Source organism: Paenibacillus sp. sgz302148 (assembly GCF_056120465.1).
This window is the reverse complement of the sequence record NZ_JBVYOJ010000007.1, coordinates 196,143-212,359: the sequence shown is the minus strand read 5'-3', so window position 1 is coordinate 212,359 and position 16,217 is coordinate 196,143. Positions and strand designations below refer to the sequence as shown.

The window sequence follows — 16,217 nt, the reverse complement described above, 5'->3', positions numbered from 1 at the left end:
GATCATGACGGTTCATGGAAAGGGGTTTTGGGTTTGGCTTGGAAAAGCATCATGGATCGGGAACAGATCGGCATACGGGTGGATGAGCAGGATACGCTGATCGAAGTGAACAGCGGAGGCGTATCGCCGGTATACGTCACGCTGCGCTTGGGATGTGAGGAGTTGGACATCTTGATCGAGGCTTTGCTGGAAGCACGGGAAATGACAAAGTAGCTTCCACTCTGCCTCTGGATACAGCTCTCATTTTATCGTGAAAACAAGGGGCGTCTTCCCTGCAGTTAACCTGCCGTGAAGCCGCCCCCATTCGTTTATTTGCTCGAGCCCGCGACTTCCTGAATGATCGCTACGACGAGCTCCGCCGTTTTGACCAAATCGGCGACTGCGATTTGTTCCTTGGTCGTATGGATGTGCTCGTAGCCGACTGCAAGATTGACCGTAGGAATGCCCATCCCATTGAAAATATTGGCATCGCTGCCTCCGCCGGATGGAAACGTACGCGGGGTACGGCCGATGCTCCGAATCGCATTCATCGCCGTTATAACAACCGGCGCGGAATCATCGTAATTAAACGCCGGATAGATGACTTCACTGTTGAACTCCGCCTGCGCTCCGTACTCTTTCGCAGCGGCATGCAGCGCCTCACGCATCGCTTCGATCTGCCGGTCCAGCATATCCTGGACGATACTGCGTGCCTCGGCGTACAGCGTAGCCTTGTCGCACACGATGTTCGTCGCTCCGCCGCCTTCGAACTTTCCGATATTGGCCGTTGTTTCCTTGTCGATTCGGCCGAGCGGCATGCGCGAGATCGCCTTGCCGGCCACTTGAATCGCGCTGATGCCATCCTCCGGATTGACGCCGGCGTGCGCCGATTTGCCGGTAATCGTCATTTGGATCCGCGCTTGCGTCGGAGCCGCTACGCAAATATCGCCGATATCGCCGTTCGAATCGAGCGCATAACCGAATTTGGCTTCCATATGCTTCGGATCCATGGCGCGTGCGCCGACCAGGCCGGATTCTTCGCCGACCGTAATGACGAACTGGACTTTGCCGTGCTGAAGGTTATGCTCCCTGAGCGCGCGGATCGCTTCGAACATGGCGGCCAATCCCGCTTTGTCGTCGCTGCCGAGAATCGTCGTGCCGTCGCTGCGGATGATGCCGTCCTCAATGCGCGGCTTAATTCCTTTGCCGGGCGTTACCGTATCCATATGCGACGTGAAGAAGATGGTCGGAATATTCGCAGACACCCCGGCCGACGCTTCCAAAGTGGCGATGAGATTGCCGGCGCCGTGGCCTGTTTTTTCCGCCGCATCATCCTCGAACACATGGAGGCCCAGCGCCTCGAACTTCCGTTTGAGCACGCCGCTGATTTCTTGTTCGTGCTTGGTCTCGCTATCAACCTGCACAAGCTCCATAAATTCTTCGACTAGCTTCTCTTGACGGATCATTGATCTTCCTCCCGCGTGTCAAATAGGGTACAATAGAAATAGAATCAAGCTTTTCACTTTAGTATGTCCGAAAAAGGAGTACGTACCGATGCGAAAAAACAAACTGGTTTTTAAAGTGATCGTTTATGTCATGATCTTCTCGATGCTGCTCTCTACGCTGCTCATAGGAATCGGCTCTCTGTTAGAGTAGGAAGCTCATAGCCGAACACCTCGGCGAACATGGGCAGCAATTGCCCGGCCACTTCTTCCACCGTATGGGTCTGGCCCGTAAAATCCTCAAGGGAGGCCACCCCATACTCCTGAATGCCGCAAGGAATAATGCCCGAGAATCCTTCGATCCCCGACTTGATATTAAAGGCGAACCCATGGCTCGTTATAAAACCCCGCCGCTTGCGGCATTTGTTGAACTTCACGCCGATGGCCGCGATTTTGCGATCGCCGACCCATACGCCCGTATACTCAGGCTTTCGTCCGCCTTCAATTCCGTAGGTTGCCAAATAATTGATGATGACTTGCTCCAGATTGCGTAAATACCCGTGCAAATCCAAGCCTTCCGCATCCAGGTAAATGAGCGGATAACCGACGAGCTGGCCGGGTCCGTGATACGTAATGTCTCCGCCGCGGTCGATTTCGAACACCGAAATGCCTTTCTCCCGAAGCTCCTCTTCGTTAAACAGCAAATGCTCGGGGTGACGCTGCGACCCGATCGTATAGGTCGGCGGATGCTGAAGAAGGAGAAGCGTCTCCGCCCTCTCCCCCTTGTCAATGTCCTTCACCCAAGCTTTTTGCAAATCCCAAGCCGACTCGTAACCGACCATCGGATAATAAATCGCTTCGATTCGTTTCATATATATGCTCCGTTTTCTCTAATACAGCTTCGTATCGAGCGTATAGCTCTCGACATTTTCTTTGACCCGCTGCAGGAACCGTCCGCAAATGACGCCGTCCAGAATGCGGTGGTCGAGCGATAGGCACAAATTCGCCATCGAACGGACGGCAATCATATCGTTGATAACGACCGGACGTTTCACGATCTGCTCGAACGTTAAGATGGCCGCTTGCGGGTAGTTGATAATCGGATACGATAAGATCGAACCAAACGAACCCGTATTGTTAACCGTAAACGTACCGCCTGTCATATCGCTTGGCGATAGCTTGCCTTCTCGCGTGCGGCGAGCCAGATCGTCCACCTCGCGCGCGAGTCCGGCGATATTTTTCTGATCGGCCTTTTTGATAACGGGCGAAAGCACGGAAACTTCCGTCCCGACGAGCAGTGATATGTTGATATCGCGTTTGACGATAATTTTGTCGACCGCCCAAACAGAATTCATGATCGGGTAGTCCTTGATAGCATTCACGACCGCCTTAATCAAGAAGGCAAGATACGTCAAGTTGATGCCTTCGTTGCGCTTGAACTCGTCTTTCAGCTTGTTGCGCAGCAGCATCAGGTTCGTAACGTCGACCTCGATCATCGTCCACGCATGCGGAATTTCCGTCACGCTTTGCCTTGTCTTGCTGGCGATTGTGCTTCGAATCGGCGTTACGTCAATAAAATATTCACCGCGTCCACTGTCCGTTTGCCCTTCCACCTCGATCAGCGGCGTACGAGGGCTCTCCGACAAATGAATGCCGGTCGAACGAACCGGGACGTTCGACACAACCGGCGGAGCGGGCTGTCCTGCCGCTTGAGCCGTCGCTCCTACGGCGGCGTTGGCGGCTGCAACCGTCGATGGCACCGGATTGACGGCCGCTGCGGCTGCCGGCTGCTTGTGCGCCCCGGATTCGATAAATTGCAGCACATCTTTGCGGGTAACTCGTCCTTCCAGGCCGGTTCCGGTCACTTGACGAAGATCGATGCCATGCTCCTCCGCCAAGCTGTGCACGGCTGGCGAGTATCGGCTTCGTACGACTCGGCCCGCGTCGAGACCTTCAGCAGGCTGCTCGGACACAGCTGTAGCCGAGACTGCAGCAGCAGCCGTGACGTTCTCCGACTGGCCGCCCGAAGGCTGCTGGACGGCCGCGGATTGGCCTTGCAGCTCCACGATGCAAATCGCCATGCCGACCGGAACGGTATCGCCTGCCTCGACTAATATTTGCTTGAGCACGCCTTCGACGGTTGACGGCAGTTCTGCATTCACTTTATCCGTAATGACTTCGCAGATCGCCTCGTACCGTTCGATATAATCGCCGGGCTGCTTCAGCCATTTGCCGATCGTCGCCGAAACGAGCGATTCCGCCAGCTGCGGCATGACGATTTCGACATGATTGTTCGTCCCTTGCATAGGTTCCATCTCCTAATCGCTTGAAGTATCTCTTCAACCGTTCATCCTGTAATGATCTAGAACAATGCGAGTTTTTTCATCGCATCTTTGACTTTATCCTTGTTGAGCAAGTAATATTTCTCGAGTGGAGGGCTGTACGGCATCGCTGGCACATCCGGTCCGCACAGCCTCATGATTGGAGCATCCAGCTGGAACAGCATTTCTTCGGCAATAATCGCCGAAACTTCCGCGCCTACGCCGCCGGTTTTATTATCCTCGTGAATAATGAGCACTTTGCCTGTTTTCGCTGCCGCTTCAAGAATCGCCGGCTTGTCGAGCGGCTGGATGGTACGCAGGTCGAGTATGTGCGCGCTGATGCCTTCCTTCTCCAGTTCGGCAGCCGCTTGTTTGGCAAAGTGGACCGGCATGCTGTACGAAATGACCGTAATATCCGTTCCTTCGCGAACGACGTTTGCTTTGCCGATCGGCACGATATAATCGTCCTCTGGCACATCTTCTTCAATGGCCTGGTAGCATTTTTTATGTTCGAAAAATAAGACCGGATCCGGATCGCGCACGGCCGCTTTCAACAAGCCTTTGGCATCGTATGCGGAATACGGAGCTACGATCTTGAGGCCCGGCGTTCCGAAAAAGATCGATTCCGTGCACTGGGAATGGTACAAGCCGCCGAACACGCCGCCGCCGATCGGCGCGCGAATGACGATGGGGCAGCTCCAGTCGTTATTGGAGCGATAACGGATCTTCGCCGCTTCGCTAATGATTTGATTCGTTGCCGGCAGCATAAAATCCGAATATTGCATCTCGGCAATCGGCTTCATGCCGTACATCGCCGCGCCGATCGCCACGCCGGCAATCGCCGATTCGGCAAGCGGCGTATCCAATACGCGCTCCTCGCCGAACTGCTCGTATAACCCTTTGGTCGTCGTGAAGACGCCGCCTTTGCGGCCAACGTCCTCGCCTAGCACGAATACATCTTCGTCGCGCTCCATTTCCTCGCGCATCGCAAGACGAATCGCATCGATATATTGCATCACGGGCATCGCTTATTTCCCCTCCGAATCCGCGTAGACATGCAGCAGCGTGCTTTCAGGCTCCGGGAACGGCGCCATGTCCGCTTCGTCACTCGCTTCATTGATCTCTCGCTTAAGCTGCTCGAGAAACTTCCGATCTTCCTCGTCGTTCCATAAGCCGCATTCCGTCAAATATTTTCTGTACATGGTGGCGCAATCGTTCTGACGGTACTTATCGACCTCTTCCTTCGTACGGTACAGCATATCGTTATCCGACGTCGAATGCGGCGATACGCGGTACATAAACGCCTCGACAAGCGTCGGGCCTTCGCCGCGTACCGCGCGTTCGCGTGCTTCCTTCACGACGCGGTATACTTCGAGCGGATCGTTGCCGTCCACGCGAATCCCCGGAAATCCGTAGCCTAAAGCGCGGTCGGCGATTTTGCCGGCCGTTTGCTTATGCAAAGGAACCGAAATCGCATATTGATTGTTCTCGCACATGAAAATAACCGGTAGCTTATGAACGCCGGCAAAGTTGCAGCCCTCGTGAAAATCGCCCTGGTTGCTCGATCCGTCGCCGAACGTCACGAAGGTGACGAAATCCTTCTTCTTCATCTTCGCGGCAAGAGCGATGCCAACGGCATGCGGCACTTGCGTCGTTACGGGACTTGAGCCGGTCACCATGCGAAGCTTCTTGTGGCCGAAATGCGCCGGCATTTGCCGGCCGCCGCTGTTCGGGTCTTCCGCTTTGCCGAAGGAGTTCAGGAACAGTTCCTTGAACGTCATGCCCGCGGCTAAGACCAGCGTGTAGTCCCGGTAATACGGCAAAATATAATCTTGGGTCAAATCGAGCGCGAATGCGGCTCCGACTTGAGCGGCTTCCTGCCCTACGCCGGAAATCTGGAAGTTGACCTTGCCGGCCCGCTGCAGCAGCAGCGCGCGCTCGTCGAATTTGCGGGCTTTAATCATATACTTATACATTTCAATGGCTTGCTCATCGGTAAGACCAAGCTGACGATGCTTCGTTGTTTGTCCGATCGATGTTTCGTTCGTCATTGGGAAAACCTCCCCATCCGATATTTATAACCTGGTACTAAGACCTGACTCTATTATATACTGTGAAGCGCCTTACCGTCCACTGCCAACATCGCGTCGCCCAGCGCCTCGGATAGCGTAGGGTGCGGATGGACCATCAGGCCGACTTCCCAAGGGGTGGCATCCAATATTTGCGCAAGCGCCGCTTCCGTTATGTTCTCGGTTGCATGCGGCCCGATGATGTGCACGCCTAGAATATCGTTTGTCTCCTTGTCGGCAACCACTTTGGCGAATCCGTCGCTTTCCCCGTAGACAAGCGCTTTGCCGATCGCTTTGAAGTGTACCTTCGCCGATTTGACCTGGCGGCCTTCGGCTTTGGCTTGTTTCTCCGTGATGCCGACGCTCGCCACTTCCGGACGCGAATAAATGCAACGCGCAATCAGATGCGGCTGGATCGGCTTCGGCTTGAGCCCGCAAATATGCTCCGCGGCTTGAATGCCTTCACGCCCTGCTGCATGGGCAAGCTGCAAGCCGCCGTTGACGTCGCCGATCGCATAAATATGCGATTCCGTCGTTTGCATAAACTCGTTGACCCGGATAACGCCCCGCTCCAGCCGAACGTCCGTATTTTCCAAGCCGATCGTCTCGACGTTGGCTTGTCGGCCTATGGATACGAGCAGCTTCTCGGCGCTTAACTCCAACCGGTCTTCGCCGCGAAGGGCTTCGACAAACACTGCCCCGTTGTCTGTGCGGAACGTGTCCACAAGCAGCTTGGCTCCCGTCAATGTGCGGACGCCGCGCTTCTTGAGCAGCCGCTCCAGCTCGCGGGCGATGTCCTCATCCTCGGCGGGCAGCAGCTGCTTGTCCGCTTCGATGAGCGTCACTTTGACGCCGAAATCGGCGAGCATCGACGCCCACTCGACGCCGATGACGCCGCCGCCGACAATCAGAATCGATGCCGGCAAGGCATCCATCGTCAACGCCTCGTCGCTCGTCAGCACATATTCGCCGTCGGCTTTCAGCCCCGGCAGCATGCGCGGACGAGAGCCCGTAGCGATAATGAGGTTGGCCGGGACGATCGTCTCCACCTCGCCGTCCGGCAATTCAACCGCAACGGCCCCGCTGCGCGGCGAGAAGATGGAAGGCCCGGTTACGCGGCCTTTCCCCTGAATGATCTCGATTTTATGCTGGCGGATTAACGATTGAAGCCCCTTGTGCAGCTGCTCCACCACTTTTTCCTTGCGTCCGCGCACTTTCCCGAAATCGAGTGTTACGTCCGACGCCGTAATGCCGTATGTATCGCTGTCTTTCATCGTCGCGTATACTTCCGCGCTGCGCAGATACGCTTTGCTCGGAATACAGCCGCGATGCAGGCAAGTACCGCCTACTTTGTCTTTTTCGATGATAATGACCTTTTTCCCTAATTGTGCCGCCCGAATCGCCGCGGAATATCCGCCGATTCCTCCGCCAAGCACAGCCACGTCGCATTGTATCGTCATGTATAAACCTCCGACAATAGGATTCCTTCAGAATACTCTCTATTGTAACCTTATTTGGCGCCATAAGAAAAGTCCATTCGAAGCATGTCAGTTGATCGCCCTTGCCGCGAAGAATGACTTGCTTAAGATGAAGCTCTTCTCTTAATAGGGTCCGTTCACCAATTCGACAGAAAAAGTAGAAAAGAGTATGATATGATAGTTGGAGCAAAAGCAACACAACATAAGGCGAGGGAAACATGTCATGAAGTTGGTAATTTCGCGATTTATCGCTATCTTGATTCTTGTGATTCCGGGCTTGATGGCCGCATACGGCTTTCTGGCGATGAAGGATTCGCTGTTCGATTATTTCTCCGCGCACGGGAATGAAGACGTTACGCCCGAGCTAGCCTGGGGCAAGCTGCTGCTTGGTATCGTTCTGTTCTTGGCCGGCGTTGCGTTTATCGGCGGATGGATTTTTTTCCGGGATCGCAAACGCAACTATTTATCGCCCCGCTTCCGCAAAAAAAGAAAAAGAACATAAGGCGAAACACGCAGGACGTTATCCCTGCCGTTTCAACCGGCCCAACCGATCCAGCCAGCTCAATACCCGGCTTCGGGTGATCGACTCCGACAACGATCCGCGTTCGGCTGCAACGTGCAGAAGCGCCAGCACCAAGAGCATAAGCAGCTGCAGCCACGCAGGAGACCCAAGCACAAAGCAGCAGCCTAGTGCGAATCCCAACAGATTCGCCCCGCTATCGCCGAGCATGAGCTTGCCCCTGACGTCCGGAACGAATAGTATCGCCGATCCGACCAGCATCGGAACGAGCAGCGGCAAACAGCTTGCCGCGAATCCATAACCGCAAGTCAACAATATGGCCGCAAACGCAAAATACCCTTTTAGAGCACGCCCCGGACGAACGTCAAGCAAATTGATCGTATTCGTCATCAGCGCAATCAACGCTGCCTGCAGCATCCCTTCCGCCCATCCGTTCGCCGTTTCCAAGACGATGAGCATCGCCATCGCAAAGGTCGTTCCGGCCTTCAAGATGCCTGTCGTGATCATTCTCCGATGCCACAGCGCGTCCCAATGACCGCGCAGTCCTTTTATGTTCTTGTCCCCCAGAAGATCGTCCAGTCCGCCTACGATCACGATCAAGGTGCATGACATCAAAATCAACATCAATGTAACCCCTGCATGAAGTTCATCTCGGGTCATATAATCTGAGGATACCATGAAAGGGTAAAGGAACAGCAGCAGCCATAAATACGTCCCCATCCCGCAAACAATAAAGTCCCCGCGATAATTAGCCGCGACGAGCTTCAGCCGCCGGTGTATGATTCGTACAATCGGCAGCATAAGACCCGCCGACACGACAAAAAGACCGAATCTGAACCATTCCGTCATGTAGACCTCCATTTCGCAAGCAGCGTCCGGCTGATTTGTAAGAATTGTTTGCCCCGATGCAATATTCCCGTCCAGTCGCGTCCCGTTTCCCGATGGCGGAAAGGCATGTCCAGCTCCATCACGCGAAATCCGCCGCGTACCGCATCAATCGTTAATCCGACCTCGATCCCGAAACGATCCGCCAGATTGCCGGCTGCCTCCAGCACTTCGCGGCGCATCGCCCGTTGACCGGATAACGGCGAATCCGTCGTATACCCCGACAATCGATGAATGCCGAACCGCGCAATCCTGCGTACGATCCCCCAGCCCCCCTTATTTTGAGGCCGCGGCAGCTTTGCGATGACCATATCCGCCTCACCTTCCTGTAGAGGCGTGAGCAGCTGCCCCACATAACGGGCAGACTCGCCTAGATCCGCATCCAGAAAAACGACGATGCCGTGCTGTGCTGCTTTCCAGCCCTCGGTTAGCGCTGCGCCCTTCCCTTTATTGCGCGTGTGAACGATGACGCGGTCCGCCCATTGCATTGCCTGTTCGCACGTGTCATCCGAACTGCCGTCGTCCACGACGATCAATTCGTCCCATACACGGTTCGCGCCCTCAACTTGAGTCAACCGCAGCTGCCGCAGCGTTGCCCAGAGTCTTTCCGATTCGTTCCATGCCGGAATAATGATCGTGACTTTTTCCGTTCGGTTCATCATAATGGCCCCATCAACTTGCTCAGTCCCTTGACATCAACTAACTTCGCGCCCAGCTTCAGCCGGGCTAGCCAGGTGCTTGCCATTCCTTTGCGGCCTTTCTCGTAAAAGTCAGCCATATGCGTATGGGAGCCAACCGTTACGATTAATTCTGCCTGCCCTTCATGGGCAAGCAATAAAGCCATGTCCTCGCTCGTGCCGGGGATCGCGGCGATATGCGCAGGCAGTCCCAATCGGCGCAGCCGAATCGCACCGGGCGCCCTGCCGTCTTCATAGGCTTGTACGACGATATCCCGGCAGACGGAAAGGGCCGCATCCGAGACGCTGTCCATATCCCCTACGACGATATCAGGCGTCATCCCAAGCTCAAGCAATGCATCCGCACCGCCGTCAACGCCAATCAGCACCGGTTTGGTTCTGGCGATGTACGGCGTAATGGCGAACAAATCGTCGCGGTATCCGCTTCCCCGGGCTACGACGACAGCACCTCTCCCTGCCATATCGGTTTGCAATTCCGGCATCGCGGACAGCGGACGAAGCACGGTTCCTTTGTCCCGGCGAATGTAAGAAATCGTATTATCGACAAAACGATCCAGTTCTGCAAGTGCGTTGTTCGCCGCTTGCTCTTTTTTCTCCGCCCAGTCGAGCTTCGTGAACGGCATAATCGGAATTTCGATGATCTTGCGATGATGATATATACAAAGCCGATTCAACGTAATTCGTCCGACAGATCCGCCGCGTATTCGCTCAAAATAGCTTCGATCCAATTCATAGAGAGGAATATTCCTTTGCAACAGAAGCAATGGACCCGGCGGCAAAAAAATACCGCTCATCATCGCGCCGGCATTGATCACCGCCCTGACCTTGGCGCCGATCAACCCCGAGGCTGCCGCTTCATCCATATCGATATGATCGATGACGGCGATACTATCCGGTTCGATGCTGTGCAGCAGCTTTTTTGTGCTTCGGTTGATATGGATGACGCCTTCTATGATATCCGAAGAAGGATCGGGTAACGTTAACCGCATGGGATGCCTCCTCAGTCGAGATTTGCCCTATACGGTTAGTATGATTTTCCAGGCAATGAATTATTCCCGGTTACGCAATAAAGCATCCAACAATTCACCGACATGATATCGATGTTTTCTTCACCTTAACCATATGTAGCTGCTTTCTTATTCACTTGTATGCCGCATAAACTGCCGGAAAAAAACCGCTACTCGATCGGTTTTGTCGAACCAATAAATAGCGATTCAAAAAAGCCTCATCCTTAACAAAAACGGCGATGCGATCTGTGGCAACGGTTGCTTCCCAACAGCACGATGGCTAACAAATCAAATAAGACAAGCGGTATAATCGGGAAAAAGAACCACGAGGTGTGCGCTTTGTTGTCATCGCGATGGTTGTGGCCGAATGGTTGGAGATACATCGTATTGTTGTCCAAACGGACCACCTTGCCTTCGTATATGCCATGTCTGGTCGTCACGCGGACATTTCGGCCCACATATTTATCATAGCGGCTCGATCGAGTAGAGGACATTGAGATTCCCTCCTTTCATTGTTGATTAATACAATCTATGAATGACTTGGTAGCGCGGTGTGGGTTTCATCGTCATTTTCATAGAGAAATACCGCAAAAAACCGCCGTTGACGGCGGTTTGCTAATAAGGCTGGCGATAGATTGATAGATTGCTGAGCCATTCTCGGCTGAAATCACGAAATTTTCCCCTTGGCATTCAGGACGGCGACGGCGATTTGCTCCCGGTTCGAAATTTGTTCCGCTTCTTCTTCGGCCGACGATCTAACAACAAAACGGGCTTCCCGCGATTCGCCTTCCGAATCGATATATTTGACGAAAAAAGGCATTCAACTCCTCCTTTTCATATTTTATAAAGTGTTACATCATAATCGGCGAAAATTTCTTCGATCATTCGGCTGACTATCGCCCAATCGCCATTCGCTAACCCGCAGCCTATGTTGAATGGCAGCGCAACAGAAGCCTCCCTCAACATAGCCTGTTGTTTCAACTGAAGAAGAGAACGACGCAACGCATCGTAGTTCGTATATATTTGATTGCTTCTGCCATACCGGTATTGCCCGAATAAATTAGCAATCACTTTGCCGCCGGCAGTCCCGATGAGTTGGCATTCGCCTAGTAGTTGTCTTTTGTCCGATTGCAGCTCGCATTTTTCTTTATATGATTCATACACATGCGGGTATGCTGCTCTAATGGCTCTCGCAATTCCGGATCCCATAACCCCCTGGCAATTTACCTGGTGCCCAAGAATGACCTCCGCGGCATTCAATAGATCGCCTTCTATTATTTTTACCGCCAACAAATATGCCTCCAATTCGAATTTCGAAATTTCTGATGTTCACAACCTTCGCTTCAATCTATTTTATTTCAACAGGGACATTCGAAACCCCTTTATTTTTCCAATAAAAAACACTCTGTCATCGGATATACAACATCCGATAAGAGAGTGTTTCGTGTTAAACTATAGGCTTGCTAAAAATCCTTTCAGCTCACCTTATGCTCGATCCGCAGCTTATCCGCCACCATCGCGATGAATTCGCTATTGGTCGGCTTCGACTTGCTGATGTTGATCGTGTAACCGAACAGGTGGCTGATGCTGTCGATGTTGCCGCGCGTCCAAGCGACTTCAATCGCATGGCGAATCGCGCGTTCGACGCGGCTAGGCGTTNATTCGCTATTGGTCGGCTTCGACTTGCTGATGTTGATCGTGTAACCGAACAGGTGGCTGATGCTGTCGATGTTGCCGCGCGTCCAAGCGACTTCAATCGCATGGCGAATCGCGCGTTCGACGCGGCTAGGCGTTGTTTTGAATTTCTCGGCAATCGTCGGATACAACGTTTTGGTGATGGCGCCGAGCAAGTCGATGTTGTTGTATACCATCGTAATCGCTTCGCGAAGGTATTGGTACCCTTTAATATGAGCAGGAACGCCGATTTCGTGAATGATGCTCGTAATGTTGGCGTCCAGGTTTTTGCCTTTGGACAAAGGAATGACGTTGGAGCGCGCCGCGGCGACTGCGGACGAAGTTCCGGCCGTTGAGGCAATCGGGCCGTTGGACACGAGCTGGCGAATCCTGTTCGTTAGCATTTCCATATCGAAAGGCTTCAATATGTAATAGGATGCCCCAAGCTGCACCGCTTTTTGCGTAATGTTCTCCTGGCCAAATGCGGTAAGCATTATAATTTTCGGCTGAGGCGACAGATTCATACCACGCAACCGTTCGAGAACGCCCAGACCGTCGAGATGAGGCATGATAATATCGAGAATCAAAACGTCGGGAACCGACCTTGTCTCCGATAAATGGCGAAGTACTTCTTCACCGTTATAAGCCACCCCTGTAACAACCATATCATGTTGCTCTGAAATGTACTCTGCGAGTAAGTTCGTAAATTCCCGGTTGTCGTCTGCTAACAATACTTCAATCTTTTGCAATGTCCAAAGCCTCCTCAAATGATTGTTTATTGTGTAAGTTGTTGTCTGTTATCCTATATTACGTTTTCGACACGGCCCCATAAAATCCTTCTGTCGAAAAAACTTTTTCTTTCTTTTTTTGTAAAAGTATTTTATAATAAATAATTTGCTACATACCTCAACAGGTTTCCCCATAAAACGAAATGTTTCGACAAAAGACAAAAAATCTTAAGGCGAATTAGCTCGCCCTAAGACTTTGTGCGGTCGGTTTCATCATAATGCCTGCATCCTGCAGCATCCACTCTATAAAACAGCCGTATCCCGAAGTCGGATCATTAACGAATACGTGCGTTACTGCGCCAATCAGTTTGCCGTTCTGAACGATCGGACTGCCGCTCATGCCTTGAACGATTCCTCCGGTTTTGTCGATTAAACGGGGGTCTGTAATTTTGATGACAAGCCCTTTGGTCGCAGGCTGCTGCTGCCTGGAAACATGGACGATTTCGATATCGAATGTCTCAACCTGCTGTCCGTTGACGACGGTCAATATTTGTGCCCGACCTTCCTGCACTTCTTCGGCAAAAGCAACCGGAATCGCTTCTTTGAAGCGGCTGTGATCAGGCATATCCTTCATTTTGCCGAATATTCCGAAATGGGTATTGCGTTCGATATTGCCAAGAACTTTGCTTTCTTTGAAGAAGTGTGCACGTTTTTCTCCGGGTTCCCCCGTATGGCTTTTATTGATCGATGTGACATTGGACTGTACGATTTGGCCTTCGCCAACGACAATCGGCGATTGCGTGTCCATATCGGTAATAATATGACCTAGAGCTCCGTAAACCCCTTGATCCGGTGCGTAAAACGTCAATGTGCCGACCCCTGCCGCAGAATCGCGGATATACAGGCCAAGACGATAGGAACGATCTTCAACATCATAAACCGGCGTAATTTGGGCTTTTGTTTCCTTCCCTCCCCGCAGGATCGTCAGATCGAGCGGCTTCTGTGCTTTACCCGCTTCATCAACAATAGGCGCTACTTTGGAAACATCGTTGACGTATTTGCCGTTAATGCGCACAATCAAATCTCCAAGCTTGATGCTGGCTTCTTCGCCGGGGGAAATTTTTTGATCCTTGGATTTAGCCACAAGATGATGGCCTACCACGAGAATGCCGGCGGAACGAAGCTTGACTCCAATCGTCTGTCCGCCCGGGATAACCTTCAAATCGGGGACGACGCTGACCTTCACCGTTTTTAACGGAATTTTGCCAAAAAGCTTAAGTTTCATTTCGGTCTGGCCTTCATGCTGCGGCTGCAAGGAAATGGGCTTCTTCAAATCGACCTGCAACGATTCCTTAGCATGGCCATTGACATTGACAATGGCCGGATTATCGATCGTCAGTTGAGCGTGAACCGGCATCGTCAGATGCAGTTCCTTGCCTTGCCCGGAGAACAACCTGAGTTCCGTCGGAAATGCGGCGTAGCTTTGAAACGGGGTCGATACGCTAATCAAGCAAACGATGAAGACAAGTAAAAGGCCGAAGCATTTTTTTCTCATGCCCGAGAACAAACATCATCACGCTCCTTCGCTTCCATCGCTCGACGAAGTTGATCGCCATTTGCGTACCTATAAGTTAACCGCCGCCCAAACGTTTTATTACTGCATATCGCTTCCGACAATGCCTTACACTGTGCTTGCTTTCTTGTCTTCCGCCAGCTGTAACATTTCTTTGGCATGATGCAATGTTGTTTCCGTCACTTCCACGCCGCCCAGCATTCGGGCGAGTTCTACGGTTCTGCCCTGTTCATCCAACGCTTTCACTTTCGTTGCCGTCCGCTCCGCCTCGACGACTTTGCGTATTTCATAATGATGGTCGGCCATGCAGGCGACCTGCGGCAAATGCGTAATGGAGAACACCTGGCACGTTGCGGACAAGCGCGATAATTTCTCGGCGATCGATTGCGCGGCTCGTCCGCTCACCCCTGTATCCACTTCGTCGAACACGAGCACGGGAATTCGGTCCACTTTGGCGAATATCGCCTTCATTGCAAGCATAATTCGAGACATCTCTCCGCCGGAGGCGATTTTATGTAAGGAACGAACCGGCTCGCCCGGATTCGCCGACAATAAAAATTCAACGACATCAAAGCCATGCTTCGTAAATCGAAGCCGCGTCCCATCCACTTCCCAGCCTCGAGGATCTTCCTGGCGCGTGATGCTGACCTCGAACTGCGTGCGCTCCATCTGCAGGCTGCGCAGCTCCTGTTCGATTTCCCTAGCCAGCTTCTGGGCGACTTGATGCCGGGCTTCGGATAATTTCCGGGCCAACGCTTCTACCGCGACATATCGCTCATCGGCGTCCTTTTGCAGCTTGGCAATCACTTCATCCTTACGCTCCATGACGTCAAGCTCGCGATTAATCGTATCCAAGTATGTTAAAATTTCAGTAATATTGTCCCCGTATTTGCGGCGAAACGAGTTGATCAAATCCAAACGCTGCTCGATCTCTTCCAGCCGATCCGGATTAAATTCAATTTGCTCCCGGTAATCGCGCAATTGGAATGAAGCATCCTCGAGCTGATAATAAGCCGATTGCAGCTGCTCTACTAGCGGATGTAGCACGGTTTTGTCATAAGTCGAGATGTCGCTTAGCTTCTGAATCGCCTTCGATACGGTCTCGATCCCTTTGCCGCCATAGAGCCATTGGTAAGCATCGGATACGGACTGCATCATTTTCTCCGCATTGGATAGTTTGCGCTTTTCTTCGGCTAACCATTCGTCTTCGCCGATTTTTAATCGCGCGGCTGATATTTCTTCCACCTGAAAACGATACAAATCGATCATTTGCAGCGTCTTCTGGCTCGATTCCTGCAGCTGCTCCAGCTCCTTCAAGGTTGCCGTATAGGCCGAATATGCTGCTTGATAGTCCGATTTGACAGGGCGGATCGAAGCCTCGCCGTATAGGTCAAGCCAATGCATATGCTGTTCAACCTTAAGCAGCGATTGATGCTCGTGCTGGCCGTGTATGTTTACAAGCCGCTCACCTGCTTCGCGGAGCATCGACAAATTAACCAACTGGCCGTTTATCCGGCTTGTGCTTTTGCCGTGCTGCGTCAGTTCGCGGCGAATAACCAAATGCTCATCCGGCGATGCATCGATGCCTTGATTTTGAAGCGTTTCCCATACGGGATGGGTCGGCTCAATATCGAACAAAGCCTCGATTTCCGCTTTTTCGCACCCATAACGAATGATGTCGGCCGATCCTCGTCCGCCGACAATCAAGCTTAAAGCATCGATAATAATCGATTTGCCGGCTCCCGTCTCGCCGGTCAACACATGAAACCCGTCATGAAACGTTACGCGAACCGATTCCACGACGGCTAGATTGCGAATCGACAATTCAACCAGCATGCTGTGC

At 52.5% G+C, this 16,217-nt stretch carries 17 protein-coding genes; 3 read left to right on the top strand and 14 right to left on the bottom strand.

The genetic code is table 11. The annotated features are described in order from the left end of the window. The first annotated feature begins 33 nt into the window (after window positions 1-33). On the top strand, window positions 34-213 hold the full coding sequence (locus tag AC0LWM_RS12550) for a hypothetical protein (protein ID WP_474675283.1): 180 nt from the start codon (window positions 34-36) through the stop codon (window positions 211-213). 95 nt (window positions 214-308) lie between these two features. Here AC0LWM_RS12550 and AC0LWM_RS12545 read toward each other — a convergent pair whose 3' ends face one another. Beyond that, window positions 309-1,445 carry a M20/M25/M40 family metallo-hydrolase gene (locus tag AC0LWM_RS12545; RefSeq protein WP_474675282.1) on the bottom strand — a complete coding sequence of 379 codons (1,137 nt, stop codon included), beginning with the start codon at window positions 1,443-1,445 and terminating at the stop codon, window positions 309-311. 88 nt (window positions 1,446-1,533) lie between these two features. Here AC0LWM_RS12545 and prli42 point away from each other — a divergent pair, with 88 nt between their 5' ends. Beyond that, the gene (gene prli42, locus AC0LWM_RS12540) at window positions 1,534-1,635 is read left to right on the top strand and encodes a stressosome-associated protein Prli42 (protein WP_474675281.1); all 102 of its coding nucleotides are present in this window, start codon (window positions 1,534-1,536) and stop codon (window positions 1,633-1,635) included. Here prli42 and lipB read toward each other — a convergent pair. From lipB to lpdA, 5 genes are read right to left on the bottom strand one after another with little or no spacing between them, the layout of a single operon-like run. Continuing rightward, window positions 1,607-2,293, bottom strand: coding sequence for a lipoyl(octanoyl) transferase LipB (gene lipB / locus AC0LWM_RS12535; RefSeq protein WP_474675280.1), 687 nt, complete (start codon window positions 2,291-2,293; stop codon window positions 1,607-1,609). The genes prli42 and lipB overlap by 29 nt on opposite strands. An 18-nt stretch (window positions 2,294-2,311) precedes the next feature. Continuing rightward, window positions 2,312-3,727, bottom strand: coding sequence for a dihydrolipoamide acetyltransferase family protein (locus AC0LWM_RS12530; RefSeq protein ID WP_474675279.1), 1,416 nt, complete (start codon window positions 3,725-3,727; stop codon window positions 2,312-2,314). 56 nt (window positions 3,728-3,783) lie between these two features. Beyond that, window positions 3,784-4,767 carry an alpha-ketoacid dehydrogenase subunit beta gene (locus AC0LWM_RS12525; RefSeq protein WP_474675278.1) on the bottom strand — a complete coding sequence of 328 codons (984 nt, stop codon included), beginning with the start codon at window positions 4,765-4,767 and terminating at the stop codon, window positions 3,784-3,786. 3 nt (window positions 4,768-4,770) lie between these two features. Continuing rightward, a complete protein-coding gene (locus AC0LWM_RS12520; RefSeq protein WP_474675277.1) occupies window positions 4,771-5,793 on the bottom strand; it encodes a thiamine pyrophosphate-dependent dehydrogenase E1 component subunit alpha in 1,023 nt (340 codons plus the stop codon). Window positions 5,794-5,846: 53 nt separating this feature from the next. Beyond that, window positions 5,847-7,271 (bottom strand): dihydrolipoyl dehydrogenase, encoded by a 1,425-nt coding sequence (gene lpdA / locus AC0LWM_RS12515; protein WP_474675276.1) that lies wholly within the window; start codon window positions 7,269-7,271, stop codon window positions 5,847-5,849. 241 nt (window positions 7,272-7,512) lie between these two features. On the opposite strand from lpdA, the gene AC0LWM_RS12510 reads away from it, so the two are divergent. Beyond that, window positions 7,513-7,791 (top strand): DUF2627 domain-containing protein, encoded by a 279-nt coding sequence (locus AC0LWM_RS12510; protein WP_474675275.1) that lies wholly within the window; start codon window positions 7,513-7,515, stop codon window positions 7,789-7,791. An 18-nt stretch (window positions 7,792-7,809) separates the two neighbouring features. Here the strand turns inward: AC0LWM_RS12510 and AC0LWM_RS12505 are convergent, their stop codons facing one another. The 8 genes from AC0LWM_RS12505 to recN form a co-directional block, all read right to left on the bottom strand. Beyond that, entirely contained in the window at window positions 7,810-8,658 is an 849-nt protein-coding gene (locus AC0LWM_RS12505) for a hypothetical protein (RefSeq protein ID WP_474675274.1), read from the bottom strand. Beyond that, a complete protein-coding gene (locus AC0LWM_RS12500) occupies window positions 8,655-9,353 on the bottom strand; it encodes a glycosyltransferase family 2 protein (protein WP_474675273.1) in 699 nt (232 codons plus the stop codon). The genes AC0LWM_RS12505 and AC0LWM_RS12500 overlap by 4 nt, the downstream gene beginning before the upstream one ends. Beyond that, window positions 9,353-10,381 (bottom strand): putative cytokinetic ring protein SteA, encoded by a 1,029-nt coding sequence (gene steA, locus AC0LWM_RS12495; protein WP_474675272.1) that lies wholly within the window; start codon window positions 10,379-10,381, stop codon window positions 9,353-9,355. Before steA ends, AC0LWM_RS12500 begins: the two co-directional genes overlap by 1 nt. A gap of 685 nt (window positions 10,382-11,066) precedes the next feature. After that, on the bottom strand, window positions 11,067-11,219 hold the full coding sequence (locus tag AC0LWM_RS12490; RefSeq protein ID WP_474675271.1) for a hypothetical protein: 153 nt from the start codon (window positions 11,217-11,219) through the stop codon (window positions 11,067-11,069). Window positions 11,220-11,233: 14 nt separating this feature from the next. Then, on the bottom strand, window positions 11,234-11,689 hold the full coding sequence (locus AC0LWM_RS12485) for a macro domain-containing protein (RefSeq protein WP_474675270.1): 456 nt from the start codon (window positions 11,687-11,689) through the stop codon (window positions 11,234-11,236). 185 nt (window positions 11,690-11,874) lie between these two features. After that, window positions 11,875-12,822, bottom strand: a complete 948-nt coding sequence (gene spo0A / locus AC0LWM_RS12480; protein WP_474675269.1) for a sporulation transcription factor Spo0A — start codon at window positions 12,820-12,822, stop codon at window positions 11,875-11,877. Window positions 12,823-13,039: 217 nt separating this feature from the next. Continuing rightward, on the bottom strand, window positions 13,040-14,356 hold the full coding sequence (gene spoIVB, locus AC0LWM_RS12475) for a SpoIVB peptidase (protein ID WP_474675268.1): 1,317 nt from the start codon (window positions 14,354-14,356) through the stop codon (window positions 13,040-13,042). 126 nt (window positions 14,357-14,482) lie between these two features. After that, on the bottom strand, window positions 14,483-16,210 hold the full coding sequence (gene recN / locus AC0LWM_RS12470; RefSeq protein WP_474675267.1) for a DNA repair protein RecN: 1,728 nt from the start codon (window positions 16,208-16,210) through the stop codon (window positions 14,483-14,485). Window positions 16,211-16,217 lie beyond the last annotated feature (7 nt).